Source organism: Streptomyces parvus, assembly GCF_014648875.1.
In the GTDB taxonomy this organism is placed as follows: domain Bacteria; phylum Actinomycetota; class Actinomycetes; order Streptomycetales; family Streptomycetaceae; genus Streptomyces; species Streptomyces parvus.
In genome coordinates this window covers 101,587-117,429 of record NZ_BMRY01000005.1, presented here as the reverse complement: position 1 = coordinate 117,429, position 15,843 = coordinate 101,587, and the positions used below count along the sequence as shown (strand labels likewise).

Below are 15,843 nucleotides of genomic sequence, written 5' to 3'. Positions count from 1 at the left end.
GGTGGTCACTCACTGGCGCAGTGCCTGCCAGGTGTGCGGGCCGACGATGCCGTCGACCACCAGGCCGTTTGCCTCCTGGAGGCGTTTGACCGCCTTCTCGGTGGCCTGGCCGTAGGCGCCGTCGACGGCGCCCACCGGGTAGCCCCGGTGTTCGAGGAGGCACTGTGCCTCGACGACGTCCCAACTCGTGGTGATCTGCTGGAGGAGCGCCTTGTCGGTGTCGCTGTGGCCCGCCCACAGCCGGCCGTCGTCCCGGTGGACGTCACAGCCGTGGGTGCGGCCGGGGGTGAAGGCGAACTTCACGCTCGCCACGCGGCGGTCTTCGGCGGCGCCCTCCGTCCTCGGCGCCAAGTACAGGAGTGAGCCGGAGACGACGATGGCCGCGACGACCACCACACCGATGAGCGCGGGGGAGCCGAGCCGGATGCGCTGCGAAACCGGCGGCTTCCTGTACGGCTGCCCGTCCGAGGAGAAGGGCTGCGTCGTCCCGTCCCGCGTACCGTCATCCGCCGCCGGGGCCTCCCCCGCGGGGGAGGCCCCGGCGGCGTCACTCCCGGCCAGGTGCCGGGCGGTGTGCTCTCCGGGGACCTCGGGGCCGGGTTCCCGACCCGGTGCCACCTCGCCCGAGACGTCCTCCGGCGCCCGCGCGTCGGCCTGAACGCCCCAGTCGTCCGCCGCCAGTGAGTGGAGGGCGAGCAGCTGGTCCGTATCCGCACCGGACAGCCCGGCCAGCTCCCGCACCGCTTCGGCCGACGGGAGGCTCTTTCCGTTGAGGTAGCGCTCCCAGGATGACTTGCTGTAGCTCGTCCGGTTCGCCAGCGCGGCCAGACTCAGCCCGCTGCGATCCTTCAGCTCACGCATCCGGTCGACGAATCTCCGCCCATGAGGGCCGAGCGATCGCGGCGGCTCTTTCCCCTTGCTCACGAAAACCCTCATCTCTGAACGGGACCCGGTCCCTGTCCGGACCACGATCGTCCTGTCCCGGGCCGGGTTTGAGCAGATCAGAGCCCGGGACGTCCCAGAATACCCGCGAGGATTCCCAATCGATGGCCCGGCCGACTTCCCTCCGACAGGCTGAAGCAGTCCTCACAGCAAGCCACTTGAGAGGCAGTCACCATGCATCGAACCCGTGTCGCACGGGTCGCGGCCGTCGCCCTGGCCGCGGCGGCGTTCACCGCATTCGCGCCGGCGGTCCCCGCGATCGCCGACCCGACCGTCCGGGCAGCCGAGAAATGCCCCGGTGTCAGCACCGTGGGCCGCTACTGCGGGTACCACCCCGGCACCCAGTGGGCAGAGCTCGGCAGCCAGGGCAACCACGTCAAGGAAATCCAGGCACTCATCAACGAGACCACCCGTTACGGAGAGCCCGGCGGCACCAAGCTCGTGGTCGACGGCATCTACGGGGCGAAAACCAAGTCCGCCGTGACCTGGTTCCAGTGGTACTACGGCAGCGAAGCGATCTCCGACGGCATCGTCGGGCCGCAGACCTGGGAAATGCTGCGCTACGGCAAGCGATGAATTCCCGTACCCGTTTCACGCTCCCGAAGGAGACCGCTTCGCATGAAGGCCCGTAAGTTTCTCGCCACGGCGATGATCACTGTCGCGCTGTTCGGAACCTCCGTCGCGATGTCGCCCACCGCGTCCGCCGCCACTGCCGCCGCCTCCTGCAAGAAGGAGCAGGGCACCGGCTGGTACTGCGGCTACTACAAGGGCACGGGCGCGCTGCTCGCCGAGGGCAGCAAGGGCGTCCCCGTGTTCGAAGTGCAGGCGCTGATCGCCAACACCACCGCGTACTACGCGTACCACAACACGGAACTGGCGGTCGACGGCCAGTTCGGTCCGCGCACCAGGGCCGCCGTCCGCTGGTTCCAGGCCACCTACATGGGGTCAGGCCACGTCGACGGCATCGTCGGCCCCAACACCTGGAAGCGCCTGCGCCAGACGTGACCGCGCCGACGCGCGGAAGTCGATTCTCCGCTCGCGTGCGGAGAGCGCGGAGAGGCCGGCCGTGCCGTCAGCTGGACCGCCCGGCCACGGAACACATCGCAAGGCACCACACCGCAAGGCACGACAGTCCCGCCCCACGGGGGTGGACGGGGCAGTCACGCCCTGTCCCCGCCTCCGGGGTCGCTCCTCCTCCGAAGGGATCACCCATGCGCAGACTCACCCGCCGACTCTCCTTCACGGCAGTGGCGTTGGCCGCCGCCGTCGGCCTCGTCCAGGGCACGGCCACCGCCGCGAACGCCACCGGCACCTCCCAGGCCTCGGTCTCCGCCGCGTACAGCTGCGACATGAACCTCAGGGGCGGGTACTGGTACGCCGGCTGGTACGACGGCATGACGGCCGTCCCGCGAGCCGACATCGTGACGTCGGCCGGTATCGAGGCGCAGTGCCAGCTCCGCGAGACCGGCTACTACTCGGGCGCGATCGACGGATACTTCGGCCCGCAGTCGCAGGCGGCGATGAAGGGGTTCCAACGTCACGTCAACAAGGTGCACGGCGTCGGTCTGGCCGTCGACGGCTGGCCCGGTCCGAAGTCCTGGCCCTGGCTGCGCCGCTGATCGCTGACCGCTGCGGCGACACGGCCGGGCCGCCAGGCCGCCGAGCGGTGTGCCGGGCCGGCGCACGGCCGTGGGCCCGTGCTGCCGAGCGGGCTCGTCCGTTCCGCCCCACGGAGGGAACGGACGGGCCCCGAGGGCCTGCCCGGTCAGACCTTGCCGCCGCAGATCACGTCGTACGGGCGGCCCATCGCCATCATCAGCTGCATCGGCTCCGTGGTCGCCGCCGGGCACTCGGTCTTCTCCTTGACGAGGCCGAGGACCTTGAAGTCGTTCGCCCCGGCCGAGGCGCAGGCGATCTCCTTGGCCGTCGTCGAGACGCAGTCGCCCTCGACGAGCTGGCCGCCGCCGGCGCCCGCGTCGCCGGGGTGGTCGCCCGTCAGGTTGCGGCCGCAGACGGTGTTGGTCGGGATGCCGCCGCCCTTCTTGCCGTCGCCGGAGCCGAAGACCCGCGAGACCTGGATGATCAGGTCCGTTCCGGCCGGGCACTGGATCGCGTTCGGCAGGAAGCTCGCGTCCTCGATCTTCAGGGCCTTGAAGGTCGCGCCCTGCTCGTCGCAGTCGAAGGCGCGGTAGCCGTCCGGCTTGTTCTCCGGGTCCGGTCCTCCGCAGTCACCGATCTCCCACGATCCGCCCTTGCCGTCGGAGGCGGACGAGGAGGAGGACGAGGACCCCTTCGACTTCGACGACTCGTCACCGAAGATCTTGGACGCCCCGTAGCCCAGACCGAGGATCACCGCGAGCACCAGCAGACTCTGCAGGCATCCGGCGCCTCTGCGGGGGCGAGTCGGCGTACTGCCGGGCTGGGTCATGGTTCTGCTCCTCGACGGGTCCTCGACGGGTGGCGCACGGGGTGGAAGGTCAACGGGTGGCGCACGGGGTGGAAAGTCACGGGTGGGGACGCGGCATGCACACCTCACGGTTCCGGCCGGATCACATCGGCCCGGGAGCGCACCCGGCCAACTCCTTGACCAGGAAGCGGGCCGGGTCCACGACCTCGTGCCGGACACCGTCGTCGTCGAGGTACGCGTACCGGTCCAGGTAGCGGCAGCCGGTCTCCCGGTAGCCGATCCGCAGGTAGAGCGCGGCCGCCCGGCCGTTGTCGTCGTCCACGCCCAGGCCGATCAGGGGGTGGCCGGCGGCCCGGACCCGTTCCTCCGCCGCCCGGATCAGCGCCGTACCGATGCCCCGGGAACGCAGCTCCGGTGGCCAGATCCCGAGCCCGTTCAGCTCCGGACAGCCGGGGAAGCGGGCCTGTACCTCCGGGGCCGCGCAGCCCTGCCACAGGACCTGCGCCGTTCCGACGGGTACGTCGTCGGCCCAGGCGGTGAGGAAGGTGCTGAGGCCCTGCTCCTGCCGGTCGAACCGGGCCGCGTGCCGCCGGGTCCGGCCCGGCGAGGGCATGTGCCGCTCCAGCGGGCCGAGATCCGCCGCCCGGCAGGGCCGGATGTGTACGGCGGCGAGGGCGGGGACGGGAGAGTCCGGTGGTGGTGTCGTCGTCATGCGGCGAGAGGGTAGCCGGGCCGTCCGCCCCCTTCGGACCGCGTCCGTTCCACGCCGATATTCGCTGGTCGGAGCGGTACGGACTGCCTAGGGTCACGCGTATGGAGCTGAACATCACCACCCTCGCCGAACGTCCCGAGCTCGCCGGCGCCCTGGACGGAATGCCGGACACCTGGCCGGAGTTCGTCCTGGAGGACATCGTCGGCTGGGCCAACTTCGCCCGGATCGCCGTCGAGTTCCCCCAGTACGTGCTGGTCGCCACCGACCCCGAGGGTGTCGTGGTCGCCCGCGCCTACAGCGTGCCCTTCGTGCTGGACGCCCCCGGGCGCGGCGAACTGCCCGTCGGCGGCTGGGACCGGATGCTGCTGTGGGCCTTCGCCGACCTGCGGCGCGGGCGGACGCCCGACACGGTCGGCGCGATCGAGATCACGGTCGCCACCGGCCATCAGGGCAAGGGGATATCCGGCCGGATGCTCGCCGCGATGCGGGACAACGCGCGGCGGCAGGGCTTCCGTGAGGTCGTCGCCCCGGTGCGGCCGAGCGGCAAGCACGTCAAGGCCGGCCTGCCGATGGAGGAGTACGCCCGGCTGACCCGCCCCGAGGACGGGCTGCCCGAGGACCCCTGGCTGCGGGTCCACGCCCGGGCCGGCGGGACGGTTGACTCGGTCGCCACCGTGTCGATGACGGTGAGCGGTTCGCTGGCGCAGTGGCGGGAATGGACCGGGCTGCCGTTCGACACGGACGGTCCGGTGGAGGTGCCGGGCGCGCTCGTCCCGGTGCACTGCGCGCTCGCCCACGGGTACGCGGTGTACGTCGAGCCCAACGTATGGGTACGGCACCGGCTGTGACGGCCTCCGGCCCGAATCCCACCCCCGCGCTCCTCGTCATCGACATGCAGAACACCCTCGTCGCGATCGCGTACCGGGCGTCCGCCACCGTCGCGGCCATCGCCGGCCTCCGGACGCGGGCCAGGGCGGCCGGGGCCCCGGTGGTGTTCGCGCAGCAGGAGGACGAGGAGCTGGAGCCGGGGACCGACGGGTGGCGGATCGTGTCCGGACTGGCCCCCGCCGCCGGGGACACCGTCGTACCCAAGGCCGCACCGGACAGCTTCCTCGGCACGGAGTTGGACGCCGTGCTGCGCGCCCGGGACGTGACCGAGGTCGTCGTCACCGGGTTCGCCACCGAGATCTGCGTCGAGTCCACGGCCCGGCAGGCGCTGAGCCTGGGGTACGACGTGGTGCTCGTCGCGGACGGGCACACCACGTCCGTCCGGCCCGACGCCCCCGGCCGCTACGCCGCACCGGAGGCGTCCGTCGCGCACCACAACGAGATCTACCGGAACCTCCGCTTCCCGGGGCGCCGGGTGCGCGTCCTGCCTGCGGCCGAGGTCGACTTCGGCCACAGAAGCCCCTCGTACGGCCGGGGCGCCCCGGCCGGGGAGGACCGCCGCACACAACGTTGAGGACAACCTTGGGGGCAACCGGGGACAGCCGGTCGGCAGAGGTGTATACGCTCACCCCACACGTCCGACATACGCCTCCCAGGAGCAGCACATGCACGGCTACGGCCCCATGCCGCAGCAGCCGACGACATCGCGGCCGTCCCCGGCGACGCTCACGACGGTGCGCGTGATCCTCGTGGCGTTGACCGTGCTGAGCTGCGGCCTGTTGGGCTGGGCGCCGATGCTGCGGCTCGCGATCGTCACCCGCAGGCCGCGCGACTGGTTCCTGCTGGTGGTCGTGATCGCCCTCAACATCGGGCTGTTCGCCTTCATCATGGCCACACCGGACGACCCCGACGAGATGTCGGACGCGGCGGCGCTGTTCATGATGCTCTGGATCCTCGGCCTGCTGGCCGGGGTGATCACCTACTACCTGTACGCGGAGATACGGCACTACAACACCCTCGGCGCCCCGGCCCCGTACGGTGCGCCCGCGCACCCGGCGCCCCCGCTCCCGTACCAGCAACAGCACCTGGCCCGACACCAGCAGCACCAGCCGCAACAACGTCAGCCCCAGCAGCACCAGCCGCCCAACCCGTACACCGCGCCGGCCACCCCGCCCACCCCCAAGCCCGCGCCCCAGCGCCTGGACCAGGTCCGGGCCGAGCTGGACGAGCTGAGCGACTACCTCCGCCAGGAGAACAAGGACAGCAGGGGCGGCGAGGGCCGGTGAGCGGGCGGACCATCGCCGACCGCTACGAACTGGCCACCATCCTCGGCCAGGGCGGTATGGGCCAGGTGTGGACGGCGTACGACCGGCGCCTCGACCGCCGCGTCGCCGTCAAACTGCTGCGCCCCGACCGGGTCGCCGGGCCCACCGGCAGCGACGCGGCCGACGAACTGCGCCGCCGGTTCGTCCGCGAGTGCCGGGTCACCGCACAGGTCGACCACCCCGGCCTGGTCACCGTCCACGACGCGGGCAGCGACGGCGACGACCTCTACCTCGTCATGCAGTACGTCGAGGGCGCGGACCTCGCCGACCATCTGGCCGAGCAGGACCCGTACCCCTGGCCGTGGGCCGTCGCGGTCGCCGCCCAGCTCTGCGCTGTCCTCTGCGCGGTGCACGCCGTGCCGATCGTCCACCGCGACCTCAAGCCCGGGAACGTGATGGTCCGCCCGGACGGCACGGTCACCGTCCTCGACCTCGGCGTCGCCTCCGTCCTCGACACCGACACCACCCGTCTCACGCACACCGGTTCGCCCATCGGTTCCCCGGCCTACATGGCGCCCGAGCAGGCGATGGGCGGCGCGGTCGGCCCGTACACCGACCTGTACGCCCTCGGGGTCCTCCTGCACGAACTCGTCAGCGGCGACGTGCCGTTCGCCGGGTCCACCGCGCTGGGCGTCCTGCACCGCCACCTCTACGAGGCCCCGGTCCCGGTCCGGCAGAAGCGCCCCGAGGCCCCCGTCGCGCTGGAGGCCCTCGTCCTGCGGCTGCTCGCCAAGGACCCACAGGACCGGCCCGCCTCCGCGCAGGAGGTGTACGAGGAGCTGGCCCCGCTGCTGCCGAAGCACGGCGCCCCCGCCGGGCCGCTCGACCCGACCCGCCCGTTCCTGCGGCCGCACGCCCCCTGGCCGGACCGGGCCGCCACCCCGGCCCCCGTGCCCGCCCCCGCCACCTTCGCCGCGCCGCCGTCCGCCTTCGCGACGACGCCGCCCGCGCTCGGCGCCCCGCCGTCCTTCACCCCGCCCCCGGCCGTCCACCCGTACCAGGCCACCCCCGCCCGCCCCACCACCCCGCCGCCCGGCCGGCTGGACGTCGCGCGGGCCGTGGACGAGGTGAAGAAGCTGCTCGGCGAGGGCCGGATCACCCAGGCCGTGGACATCCTCGGCGCCACCCTCCCGGCCGCGGCCGCGGAGCACGGCGAGCACTCACCGGTCGTCCGCATCCTGCGCAAGCAGTACGCCGCGACGCTCATGGACGACGGCCAGTACCGCCGCGCCCTGCCCGAACTGCGCCGCCTCGCGGACGACCGCACCGCCGAGGCGGGCCCGGCCGACACCCAGGCCCTCCAGTTCCGCTACGACGCGGCCCAGTGCCTGGAACAGCTCGGCGAGGCCGGGGCCGCGCTGGTCGAGTACCGCGCGGTCCTCCCGTACTACGAGAACGCCTACGGGCCGATCACCTCCGACCCCGGCCGCGCCCTCGACATCCGGCACCGCATCGGACAACTGCTCCTGGCGGTCGGCGACCACACTGCGGGCCGGGCCCAGCTCCAGGCGCTGCTGTACGACGCCGAGCGCACCTACGGGCCGCACCACCCGCTGCCCGTGGACCTGCGTCGCCTTCTCAGCCACCAGCGGGACGTCCGCGGCGGCTGACAGCGCCCCGGATCACCGCCCTTCCCGGACCACATCCCCAACTCCTCCGGAATCGTTGGTCGAATCAGTGGCACAGGCCACATCCACTGCCTAACATCGATCACCGCAAGGCTTTGTGCACCGATGCACAAACTCTCCCCGGGAGGCTCCTTTGCACCGCCGTCGTCGCACCGCGCTCACCGTCCTCGCCGCAACGCTCGTCGCCGCGCCCCTCCTGTCGGCCTGCGGCAACCAGGCCCACCCCGGTGCCGCGGCCGTCGTGGGGGGCGAGCGGATCGAGGTGTCGGCGGTCCAGGAGCGGGCCGCGGAGGTCCGCGCCGCCCAGGAGAGCTCCCCGCAGGCGGCCCAGCTGGTGAACAAGTCGGGCCAGCTCAACCGCGCGAAGCTGCACGGGCTGATCTTCGGCCGGATCCTCGACCGCGCCGCCGAGGACGCGGGCGTCACGGTCTCCCGCAAGGAGATCCAGGAGATGCGGCGGGCCGGCCTCGCCCAACAGGGCGGCGAGGAGCAGTTCGAGGCGATGATGCTCCAGCAGCGCTGGGTGGCCCCGGACCAGATCGACGCCGACATGCGCCAGGAGGTCCAGCTCCCGAAGCTGGCCCGGGCGCTCGGCGCGGACCTGGGCACGCCCGCCGGTCAGGAGGTCGTCGGCGAGGCCCTCACGAAGGCGTCGAAGGCCCTCGACATCGACGTCAACCCGCGCTTCGGCACCTGGGACGACCAGAAGATGCAGCTCGGCAACTACAGCGCGCCCTGGATCACCCAGCGCACGAAGTTCACCCCCGAGCAGCCGACGGAGGCCTGACCGCCCCGGCAGCCGGAGAGCGGGGCCGGCGGGCGGCAGGCGGGGCCTGCGGGCCGGAGGCGGATTCCCTTCCGGAGGTAGGTTCGCAGGGTGAACGCCGAAGCCCCCGACGCCTCCGTCGAGACCCCCGCCGACCCCGGCCGCATCGTCCTGCTCACCGCCAGCCACCGGGTCGCGCCCGGCCTGCTGTCCTGGCCGGCCTGGCAGACCCTGCACGCCGCCGACCGCGTCCTGTGCGCGGACCCGGACCAGCCGCAGCTGCCCTACCTCCGCGAGGCGGGCGTACACGTCGAACACGCCACGCCCTCCGCGGACGAACTGGTCGCGGACTGCGCGGGCGGCCGGACGGTCGTCGTCCTGACCGGCGGAGAGGGCAACGCCCCCCTCACCGACGGCCTTGCCCGCCTGGGCGGTTCCGGCCGGATGCGGATGCCGGACCTGGAACTGCTCCCCGGCTCCTACGACCTGCCGGGCGCCCGTCTCCTCGACCTGGTCCAGGTCATGGACCGGATCCGCCGCTCCTGCCCTTGGACCTCGCAGAAGACGCACCGGGGCCTCGCCAAGTACGCCATCGAGGAGGCGTACGAACTGGTCGAGGCGATCGAGGACGGCGACCGGACCGAACTGCGCGAGGAACTGGGCGACGTGCTCCTCCAGGTCGTCTTCCACGCGCGCATCGCGGAGGAGGACCCCGAAGAACCCTTCGCCATCGACGACGTGGCAGGCGGCCTCGTCGAGAAGCTGATCCACCGCCACCCGCACGTCTTCGGCGACGAGACCGCCGAGACCCCCGAGGACGTCCACGCCCACTGGCTGCGGACCAAGGCGATCGAGAAGCAGCGCACCTCGGTCACCGAAGGCGTCCCCCTCGGCCAGCCGGGCCTGGCCCTCGCCGCGAAGCTCGGCAGCCGCGTCCGCACGGCCGGCCTCGACGTCCCCCTCCCGACGGGAGAGCCCGCCGGCGACTCCATCGGCTACGACCTCCTCGCCCTGGCCGTGGCCGCCGAGGCGAACGGCGCCGACCCGGAGGCCGCGCTGCGCGCGGCGGCCCGGGCGTACAGGGACGCGATCCTGGCGGTGGAGGGGGGACCGGACGCCCGGTAGGGAGCTCGGTTGCTCCCCACCGCCACCGGGAGCTTTCGACCCTCCATGCCCTGCCCGTCGCCTGGAACACCGGCGTTGGCTGCCTACGGGTCCCAGCGGAACCAAGCATGCTCCTGACCGATGTGCAGGAGAAGCTCACCAACGGGCCCCGATGGTGACTCCAGGGTCAGGGCACCTTCGATGAGGTCGTAGATGTCGTCGAACCGTCCAAGATCCGCTGCCTCGACAAGGGCGTGGATCTCGTCGAACCAGGGCTTGAACCGGCTGAAGGCAGGCTCAGGAGAGAAGTGTCCGCGCTGCCAGGGCATTCCTGGGGCATCGACGCCAATCGTGCCGACGAGGGTGCTTCCGCTCAGAAGCCGCCGCTCGTCGTGATGATCCGTGATCCTGGCCTCCCCACCAGGGTCTGTATGGCCTCCCGGATGGTCGGACATGACATGGCCCTGTGGAGCATGCCCAACCAGCCATCCGCCTCTTCTTCGGGAGTGCGGTCCGCATCCATGATCCGCCGCACGAGCACGGCGGCCTCTGTCCGGCTCATCTCCACCGCACTCCCCAGGGTCGGGGTCACCTCAATGAGGTGAGTTATCGGCCCGCGAAGACCTGGTTGATGCTTCCGGTGTGAACTCGACCGGGAGGGTGCGCAGGCCCCGCATGATCAGGCCGCCACGCCACCGTAGATCGGCCGGGTCCACCGCGAGTCGCAGGTCCGGCAGCCGACGGAACAGCGTCTCCAGAGCAGTACGTCCCTCCAGTCGTGCGAGGGGCGCGCCCAGGCAGTAGTGGATGCCGTGGCCGTATCCCAGGTGCTGGTTGTCCCGGCGGGTGAGGTCGAGGGTGTCGGGGCTCCTGAACCTCTCGGGGTCACGGTCCGCCGCCGCGAGGACCACGAGAACCGGGTCGCCCTTCCGGATTGGCTGTCCCCCGATTTCCAGTCTCTCGGTGGCGTACCGCCATGTCGCGATCTCCACCGGGCCGTCGAAGCGCAGCAGTTCCTCGATGGCGCTGTCGATGAGGGAGCCGTCGCCCCGTTCCACTGCATCCTGGAAGACGGATCGCTGAACGGGGTGACGAAAGAACGCGTGGGCGCTGTTGCCGATCAGGTTGATGGTCGTTTCGAAACCTGCGAACAGGATCACGAACGCCATGGCGGCGGCCTCGTTTTCGGTGAGGTGCTCACCGTGGTCACTGGCCCGGATCAGGTCCGAGATCAGGTCGTCGCCCGGGTCCGCGCGCTTCTTGTGAATCAGCTCGGAGAGATAGGCGCGGATCTTCTTGACGGAGCGGGCGACGCCGCCGCGCGGTCCGCCGCCGTGCCGGATCATCATCCCGGCCCAGTCACGGAAGTCGTCCTGGTCCTCGCGGGGCACACCGAGCAGGTCGCAGATCGCGTAGATGGGGAGCGGGAAGGCGAATTCGTGGATGAGGTCGGCTTCCCCTTTCTCCGCGAAGGCATCAATGAGACCGTTCGCCAGTTCGTGGACCCGTGGGGCGAAGAGCGCGGTCCTGCGCGGGGTGAACGCCTTGGAGACGAGCCGGCGCAGCCTGGTGTGGTCCGGCGGGTCGATGTTGAGCAGGTGTGTCATGAGGCCCGCACCGCGCTCCCCCGGGATACCGGTCTTGGCACGGCCCGGGGCGTCGTCCGCGTGGTGCTCGGGGTTCTTGGAGAGCCGTGCGTCGGCGAGTGCCTGCCGTGCGTCGGCGTAGCGGGTCACGAGCCACGCTTCCACTCCGGAGGGCAATTCCTTCCGGTGCACGGGCGCGTGCTCCCGCAACCAGCCGTACGCGGGATAAGGATCGGTCGCGAACTCCCAGGAGAAGAGTTCCGGAGTCGGGGTGTCGTTCACCTGGCGACGGTATCGGGCGCTTGTACGGGGAGGGGCCACGGGCATGGCGTTGAGATCTCGACGACGAGGGGATCCACGCCTGCCTCGGCTGGGTCCCGCCGCGACGGGGGACTTGTACCTGCTTCCCGATCCAGTCGGCTGAGCAGGAACTACCACTCCTGCCCGCAGAGCGCAGGCTACTTCTGAAATTCTCCTCGGGTTACCAAACTGGGGTAACCTGCCCGGAAACGGCACCGGCCCCAGAGCGCTGTAGCGAGCGCAACGAGGCCGGAACCTTCCCGGCGGTGTGCAACCACCCCGGGGACGGAACAGTCTCGGAGGACTGAACATGCCCATTGTGGCACGCTCGCGCTTATCTGAATCCGGCGCGATCATCGTGGCGAAATACGCCCGCGTCTCGACCCTGGACCAGCTCTCTGGCTTCGGTCTCGAAGTTCAGGACGAGATCTGCCATGGCTGGCTCGACCGCCATCCTGACGCCGCCGTGTACGACGAGTACGTTGATGAAGCGGTCTCCGGCGCTTTGGAGAGGCGTCCTGAGATGGACCGCCTGGTCCGCGACGCGCACCAGCAGCACTTCAACCGCATCCTCGTCCCCAACGTCGATCGCGTCGGCCGCACGGCCCGCGCCGCCTACCAGTGGGCCTGGGACATGGCAGACCTCGGCATCTACTTCGTCTCGGTCGCCGAGGGCATCGACACCAGTAACGAGGTCGGCTGGTCCCAATTCATGCGGTACGTCACTCTTTCCGAGATGGAGTGGCTGCGTATCAAGGAGCGCACCCTTGCCGGTCGTGAGCTGAAGATCAGTTATGGCGGCTGGCCAGGTGGCCCCGCTCCCTACGGATACAGGATTGCCCAGGACACCACCTGGGTCGGCAAGCGCCGGAAGAAGTTCAGTGTTCTCGTCACCGACGACCACGAGTCCATGGTGCTTTCCACGGCCGTCGATCTCATCGTCGACCAGCGCATGAACTACACCAAGGCATGCGACGAGCTCAATTTGCGCAAGCTGTTCACTCGCAGCGGCGTGCCCTGGACCGTCGGGAATCTGCGTAACCGCCTCTGGAGCGAAACCATCCACGACGGTTACGTGGTCTATCGGAAGACGGGCAGGGGCAACGGCAGGAACACGACCCTGCGCCGCGAGGACGGCACTCCGGTTCATGGCGACCCGCTGAAGATCGGTGTTCCGCCCATCTTCAGTGAGGAGCGCACCAGGGTCCTCATGGAGCGGCTCAAGAAGATCGGCTTCCAGAACGGCCGCAGCAAGGATCAGGTCTACCCACTCAGCGGACGCATCGACGGCCAGTGCGGCGAGGTCTACACAGGTGCCGGTCGGAGCGGGGAAGCGCGCGCCTACCGTTGCAGGGGGACGACCGGCAAGGAAGGATCCTGCGGCGAGCCGCACTTCAACGCAGATGGGATCGAGGGTGTTGTCTGGGGGGAACTGGCCAGGCTCATGAAGGATGGAGGAGGCCTTCGCGCGATGGCAGCCGAGTGGGCCGGCAGCCTGCCGGGTGACAGGGCGAAGTACCTGGAGAGGGTCACCGAGTTCGACACGAGAATCGCGACCCAGGAAGACCTCATCAACCGGAAGGTGCCCGAGTACATCAGGGCCGGGGTCGATCCCGCCGTCCTCAAGGCGTCGGTCAAGGAGATGCAACAGGAACTCGAGGAGTTCCGGAAGCAGAAGAAGTGCGCGGAGCAGTGGCTGGAGGCGTACAGCGCGCATGAGCGCCAGGCGCACAACCTCTTCGGCATCGCGAACGGTGCCCGCGAGCACCCTGGAACGATGACGCTGGAGGAGCGCCGGGAAGTTTTCGACATGTTCAACATCAGGGTCGCCCCCGGCACGATGGAGAACACATTGAAGCCCGGCGTCAAGTGCGCAGTGAGCCAGTGGCACTGGGAGACCGGCACTCTCGTTCCTCCGGACCCGACGGACGCGGAATGGGAGACGGTTCTCGCCGTCCTCCGCACCTTCTTCCACGGGAAGGCGAAGCAGCACTTCACCACGGAGTACGACATCCGTGCGCAGTTCTGCGGCATGCTCCACCGCCTTCGGCGCGGCCTTGCGTGGAGCGGCATGCCCCTCGACTGGGGGCCGATCGACCCCATGCGGTCGCGCCAGCTCACGTGGTGGCAAAAGGGGGCCTGGCCCGAGGTCATGCAGGTTCTCGGCGCGGACAAGAAGGGAGTGGAGGCGTACCGCAGGCCCGCCCTTCCCACGCTCACGATCACCGGTCGGCTCGGTGTAGGGCTGCTCGCGGAGGTGCGGTGCGAGGCGCCCCAGGGCAAGAGGGAGAACCTGACCCCTGATCGCGATGCGGTCAAGGTGGACATGCCTGGCCATGTCCACCTTCCCTCTGCTGGTCGGATGGAGTTTGAAACGACGGTCAACCTCATCGGCGGCGATGCGTACCCCCTGCCGTAGATGAGGAGAGCGCGCTGCTGGTCACTGGATCGGGGCTGCTCCGCTCGGCCGGCCGGTGAAGCTCGCGACATGGTGTGACGCAACCGTGGGCTGATCCGGCCCGGCTGGAAGGGCAGACCGCGCTCGCCACACTCCTGAGACGCCTTCCTGACCTGCGACTTGCGGAAGAACCTACCGATTTGCGCTGGCGCGGCGGGCTCATCATGCGTGGACTGCGCACCCTTCCGGTCGAGTTCGAGCCGGGAAACCGTTCCGAAAAAAGTGACGCACTGTCAACTCTGTGACTTTCACGTGATCTGCGCTGCATCGACTTGTGACACACGTTCGAGTCCCGCTAGGTTCACGGTTCGACGCGTCGGTCGCACGTTGCTCACGCGTCACTTGTGCGCCGACGCAGGCACGGAATCCCGCTGCGCGGCGCTCAGGTCACTCGCTTGTCAGTCGCACGGAAGGCATACCCATGGGCTCCGCGAACGGCAGACACCGCCGCCCTCGCCAGGCACCCGCCATTGTTGTCGCCGCCGGGGTGACGGGATCGGCCATCGCCATCCCGCTGCTCGGGGCGAGCGGCGCGACCGCCGCCGAGGCCACCACCTGGGACCGGGTCGCGGAGTGCGAGAGCGGCGGAATGTGGAGCGCCGACCTCGGCAACGGCTACTACGGCGGGCTCCAGCTCTCGCAGGAGACCTGGTCGGCGTACGGCGGTACGGAGTTCGCGCCCCGCGCCGACCTCGCCAGCCGCTCGCAGCAGATCTCCGTCGCCGAGAAGATCCTGGACGACCAGGGGCCCAAGGCGTGGCCGAGCTGTGCGGTGATCTCGGGTCTCGCGGTGGACGGCAGCCTGCCGGGCGTCGACCCGGGCACCTCGCCGGCCCCCGACCCGACGACCACCCCGACCGACGAAGCGGACGCACCCGACGAAGCGGATGAATCCGGCAAGTCCGGTGAAGCCGATGAGTCCGGCAAGAACGACAAGGGTGATGAGGCCGGCGAGGGTGAGAAGGGTGAGCCGGCGGGCAAGGGTGACAGCGGTGACGCGGAGAAGGGCGGTGAAGCCCCCGACTCCTCGGTGACGCCCACCACCCCGCCGTCCTCCACCGCCCCCGACGCCACGGACCCCTCCACCGTCCCCGACGCCTCGCAGGGCAAGGGCGGCAAGCACCGCGGCGCCCCCGCGCCCGAGGAGGCCGAGTCGGGGCAGGAGGACGGCCCGCGCGGATCCGGCCGGCATGCCTCGCGCGGCGACGGTGACGCACGGGACGGCGGTGCGGCGACCCCCGGCGCGTACACCGTGCAGCCCGGCGACAACCTCTGGGCGATCGCCGACGCCCAGGAACTCCCCGGCGGCTGGACCGGCCTGTACGAGACCAACAAGGACCTCCTGGGCTCCGACCCGGACCTGATCCTGCCCGGCCAGAACCTGGATCTGGGGCTTGAGCAGGGCCAGGACCGGGACGCCGACCGGTCCACGCCGCAGGACGCCGATGAGTCCGCCGAGGCGCCAGCCGCCAACTGATTCAATTCGGGAAAAAGCCCCGAAAGTAGAGGCAGTTAAGAGGCCTATGTCCACTTTGCGTAAGTGAGACATGGGTCTCTTTGCTTCAACTCACGCGCCTCTTCCGGTCCATTCGCGCACATCACCCCCGACCTGCGGAAACAGCTCGCTGGTCGCCGCGAGTTCGAGCCTATTGCCCCCTATGTCCGTCTTTGAATGTCGGGGTTGCCTGTGTTTACGGTCTAACCCGCTCGCACCGCGGGCCCCGTCG

The 15,843-nt window shown here is 70.3% G+C and carries 16 protein-coding genes and 1 pseudogene; 12 read left to right on the top strand and 5 right to left on the bottom strand.

What is annotated here, in order from left to right; all coding sequences use genetic code 11:
* Nucleotides 1-9: 9 nt before the first annotated feature.
* Nucleotides 10-924: a peptidoglycan-binding protein gene (locus tag IE140_RS17325; protein ID WP_229826829.1), complete on the bottom strand. Its 915-nt coding sequence runs from the start codon at nt 922-924 to the stop codon at nt 10-12.
* 192 nt (nt 925-1,116) lie between these two features.
* On the opposite strand from IE140_RS17325, the gene IE140_RS17320 reads away from it, so the two are divergent.
* From IE140_RS17320 to IE140_RS17310, 3 genes are all read left to right on the top strand, one after another.
* Nucleotides 1,117-1,518, top strand: coding sequence for a peptidoglycan-binding domain-containing protein (locus tag IE140_RS17320; RefSeq protein ID WP_093437127.1), 402 nt, complete (start codon nt 1,117-1,119; stop codon nt 1,516-1,518).
* 42 nt (nt 1,519-1,560) lie between these two features.
* Nucleotides 1,561-1,947: a peptidoglycan-binding domain-containing protein gene (locus tag IE140_RS17315; protein WP_150197596.1), complete on the top strand. Its 387-nt coding sequence runs from the start codon at nt 1,561-1,563 to the stop codon at nt 1,945-1,947.
* A gap of 206 nt (nt 1,948-2,153) precedes the next feature.
* The gene (locus IE140_RS17310; RefSeq protein ID WP_093437132.1) at nt 2,154-2,561 is read left to right on the top strand and encodes a peptidoglycan-binding domain-containing protein; all 408 of its coding nucleotides are present in this window, start codon (nt 2,154-2,156) and stop codon (nt 2,559-2,561) included.
* A 146-nt stretch (nt 2,562-2,707) separates the two neighbouring features.
* On the opposite strand, the gene IE140_RS17305 is transcribed toward IE140_RS17310, so the two are convergent.
* The gene (locus IE140_RS17305; RefSeq protein ID WP_150197595.1) at nt 2,708-3,370 is read right to left on the bottom strand and encodes a hypothetical protein; all 663 of its coding nucleotides are present in this window, start codon (nt 3,368-3,370) and stop codon (nt 2,708-2,710) included.
* Between the two features lie 121 nt (nt 3,371-3,491).
* On the bottom strand, nt 3,492-4,061 hold the full coding sequence (locus IE140_RS17300; RefSeq protein ID WP_150197594.1) for a GNAT family N-acetyltransferase: 570 nt from the start codon (nt 4,059-4,061) through the stop codon (nt 3,492-3,494).
* 101 nt (nt 4,062-4,162) lie between these two features.
* On the opposite strand from IE140_RS17300, the gene IE140_RS17295 reads away from it, so the two are divergent.
* The 6 genes from IE140_RS17295 to IE140_RS17270 all read left to right on the top strand — a co-directional run bounded on the left by IE140_RS17295 (nt 4,163) and on the right by IE140_RS17270 (nt 9,793).
* Nucleotides 4,163-4,909 (top strand): GNAT family N-acetyltransferase, encoded by a 747-nt coding sequence (locus IE140_RS17295; protein WP_006125124.1) that lies wholly within the window; start codon nt 4,163-4,165, stop codon nt 4,907-4,909.
* A 44-nt stretch (nt 4,910-4,953) separates the two neighbouring features.
* Nucleotides 4,954-5,523: an isochorismatase family protein gene (locus IE140_RS17290; protein ID WP_229826852.1), complete on the top strand. Its 570-nt coding sequence runs from the start codon at nt 4,954-4,956 to the stop codon at nt 5,521-5,523.
* A gap of 91 nt (nt 5,524-5,614) precedes the next feature.
* On the top strand, nt 5,615-6,235 hold the full coding sequence (locus IE140_RS17285; RefSeq protein WP_093437142.1) for a hypothetical protein: 621 nt from the start codon (nt 5,615-5,617) through the stop codon (nt 6,233-6,235).
* Nucleotides 6,232-7,884, top strand: coding sequence for a serine/threonine-protein kinase (locus IE140_RS17280; RefSeq protein ID WP_189460505.1), 1,653 nt, complete (start codon nt 6,232-6,234; stop codon nt 7,882-7,884). Before IE140_RS17285 ends, IE140_RS17280 begins: the two co-directional genes overlap by 4 nt.
* A gap of 151 nt (nt 7,885-8,035) precedes the next feature.
* Nucleotides 8,036-8,689, top strand: a complete 654-nt coding sequence (locus IE140_RS17275) for a SurA N-terminal domain-containing protein (RefSeq protein ID WP_032767274.1) — start codon at nt 8,036-8,038, stop codon at nt 8,687-8,689.
* A 90-nt stretch (nt 8,690-8,779) separates the two neighbouring features.
* The gene (locus IE140_RS17270) at nt 8,780-9,793 is read left to right on the top strand and encodes a nucleoside triphosphate pyrophosphohydrolase (RefSeq protein WP_150198009.1); all 1,014 of its coding nucleotides are present in this window, start codon (nt 8,780-8,782) and stop codon (nt 9,791-9,793) included.
* A gap of 83 nt (nt 9,794-9,876) precedes the next feature.
* Here the strand turns inward: IE140_RS17270 and IE140_RS17265 are convergent, their stop codons facing one another.
* The gene (locus IE140_RS17265; protein ID WP_229826828.1) at nt 9,877-10,227 is read right to left on the bottom strand and encodes a hypothetical protein; all 351 of its coding nucleotides are present in this window, start codon (nt 10,225-10,227) and stop codon (nt 9,877-9,879) included.
* A gap of 138 nt (nt 10,228-10,365) precedes the next feature.
* Nucleotides 10,366-11,685 carry a cytochrome P450 family protein gene (locus IE140_RS17260; protein ID WP_150198011.1) on the bottom strand — a complete coding sequence of 440 codons (1,320 nt, stop codon included), beginning with the start codon at nt 11,683-11,685 and terminating at the stop codon, nt 10,366-10,368.
* A gap of 283 nt (nt 11,686-11,968) precedes the next feature.
* On the opposite strand from IE140_RS17260, the gene IE140_RS17255 reads away from it, so the two are divergent.
* The 3 genes and pseudogenes from IE140_RS17255 to IE140_RS17250 all read left to right on the top strand — a co-directional run bounded on the left by IE140_RS17255 (nt 11,969) and on the right by IE140_RS17250 (nt 15,593).
* Nucleotides 11,969-14,077, top strand: a complete 2,109-nt coding sequence (locus tag IE140_RS17255) for a recombinase family protein (RefSeq protein ID WP_150198014.1) — start codon at nt 11,969-11,971, stop codon at nt 14,075-14,077.
* 95 nt (nt 14,078-14,172) lie between these two features.
* Nucleotides 14,173-14,361: pseudogene (locus IE140_RS36045) on the top strand (cytochrome P450); the annotation flags it as partial.
* Nucleotides 14,362-14,537: 176 nt separating this feature from the next.
* Nucleotides 14,538-15,593, top strand: coding sequence for a transglycosylase family protein (locus IE140_RS17250; protein WP_189460503.1), 1,056 nt, complete (start codon nt 14,538-14,540; stop codon nt 15,591-15,593).
* Nucleotides 15,594-15,843: the final 250 nt, after the last annotated feature.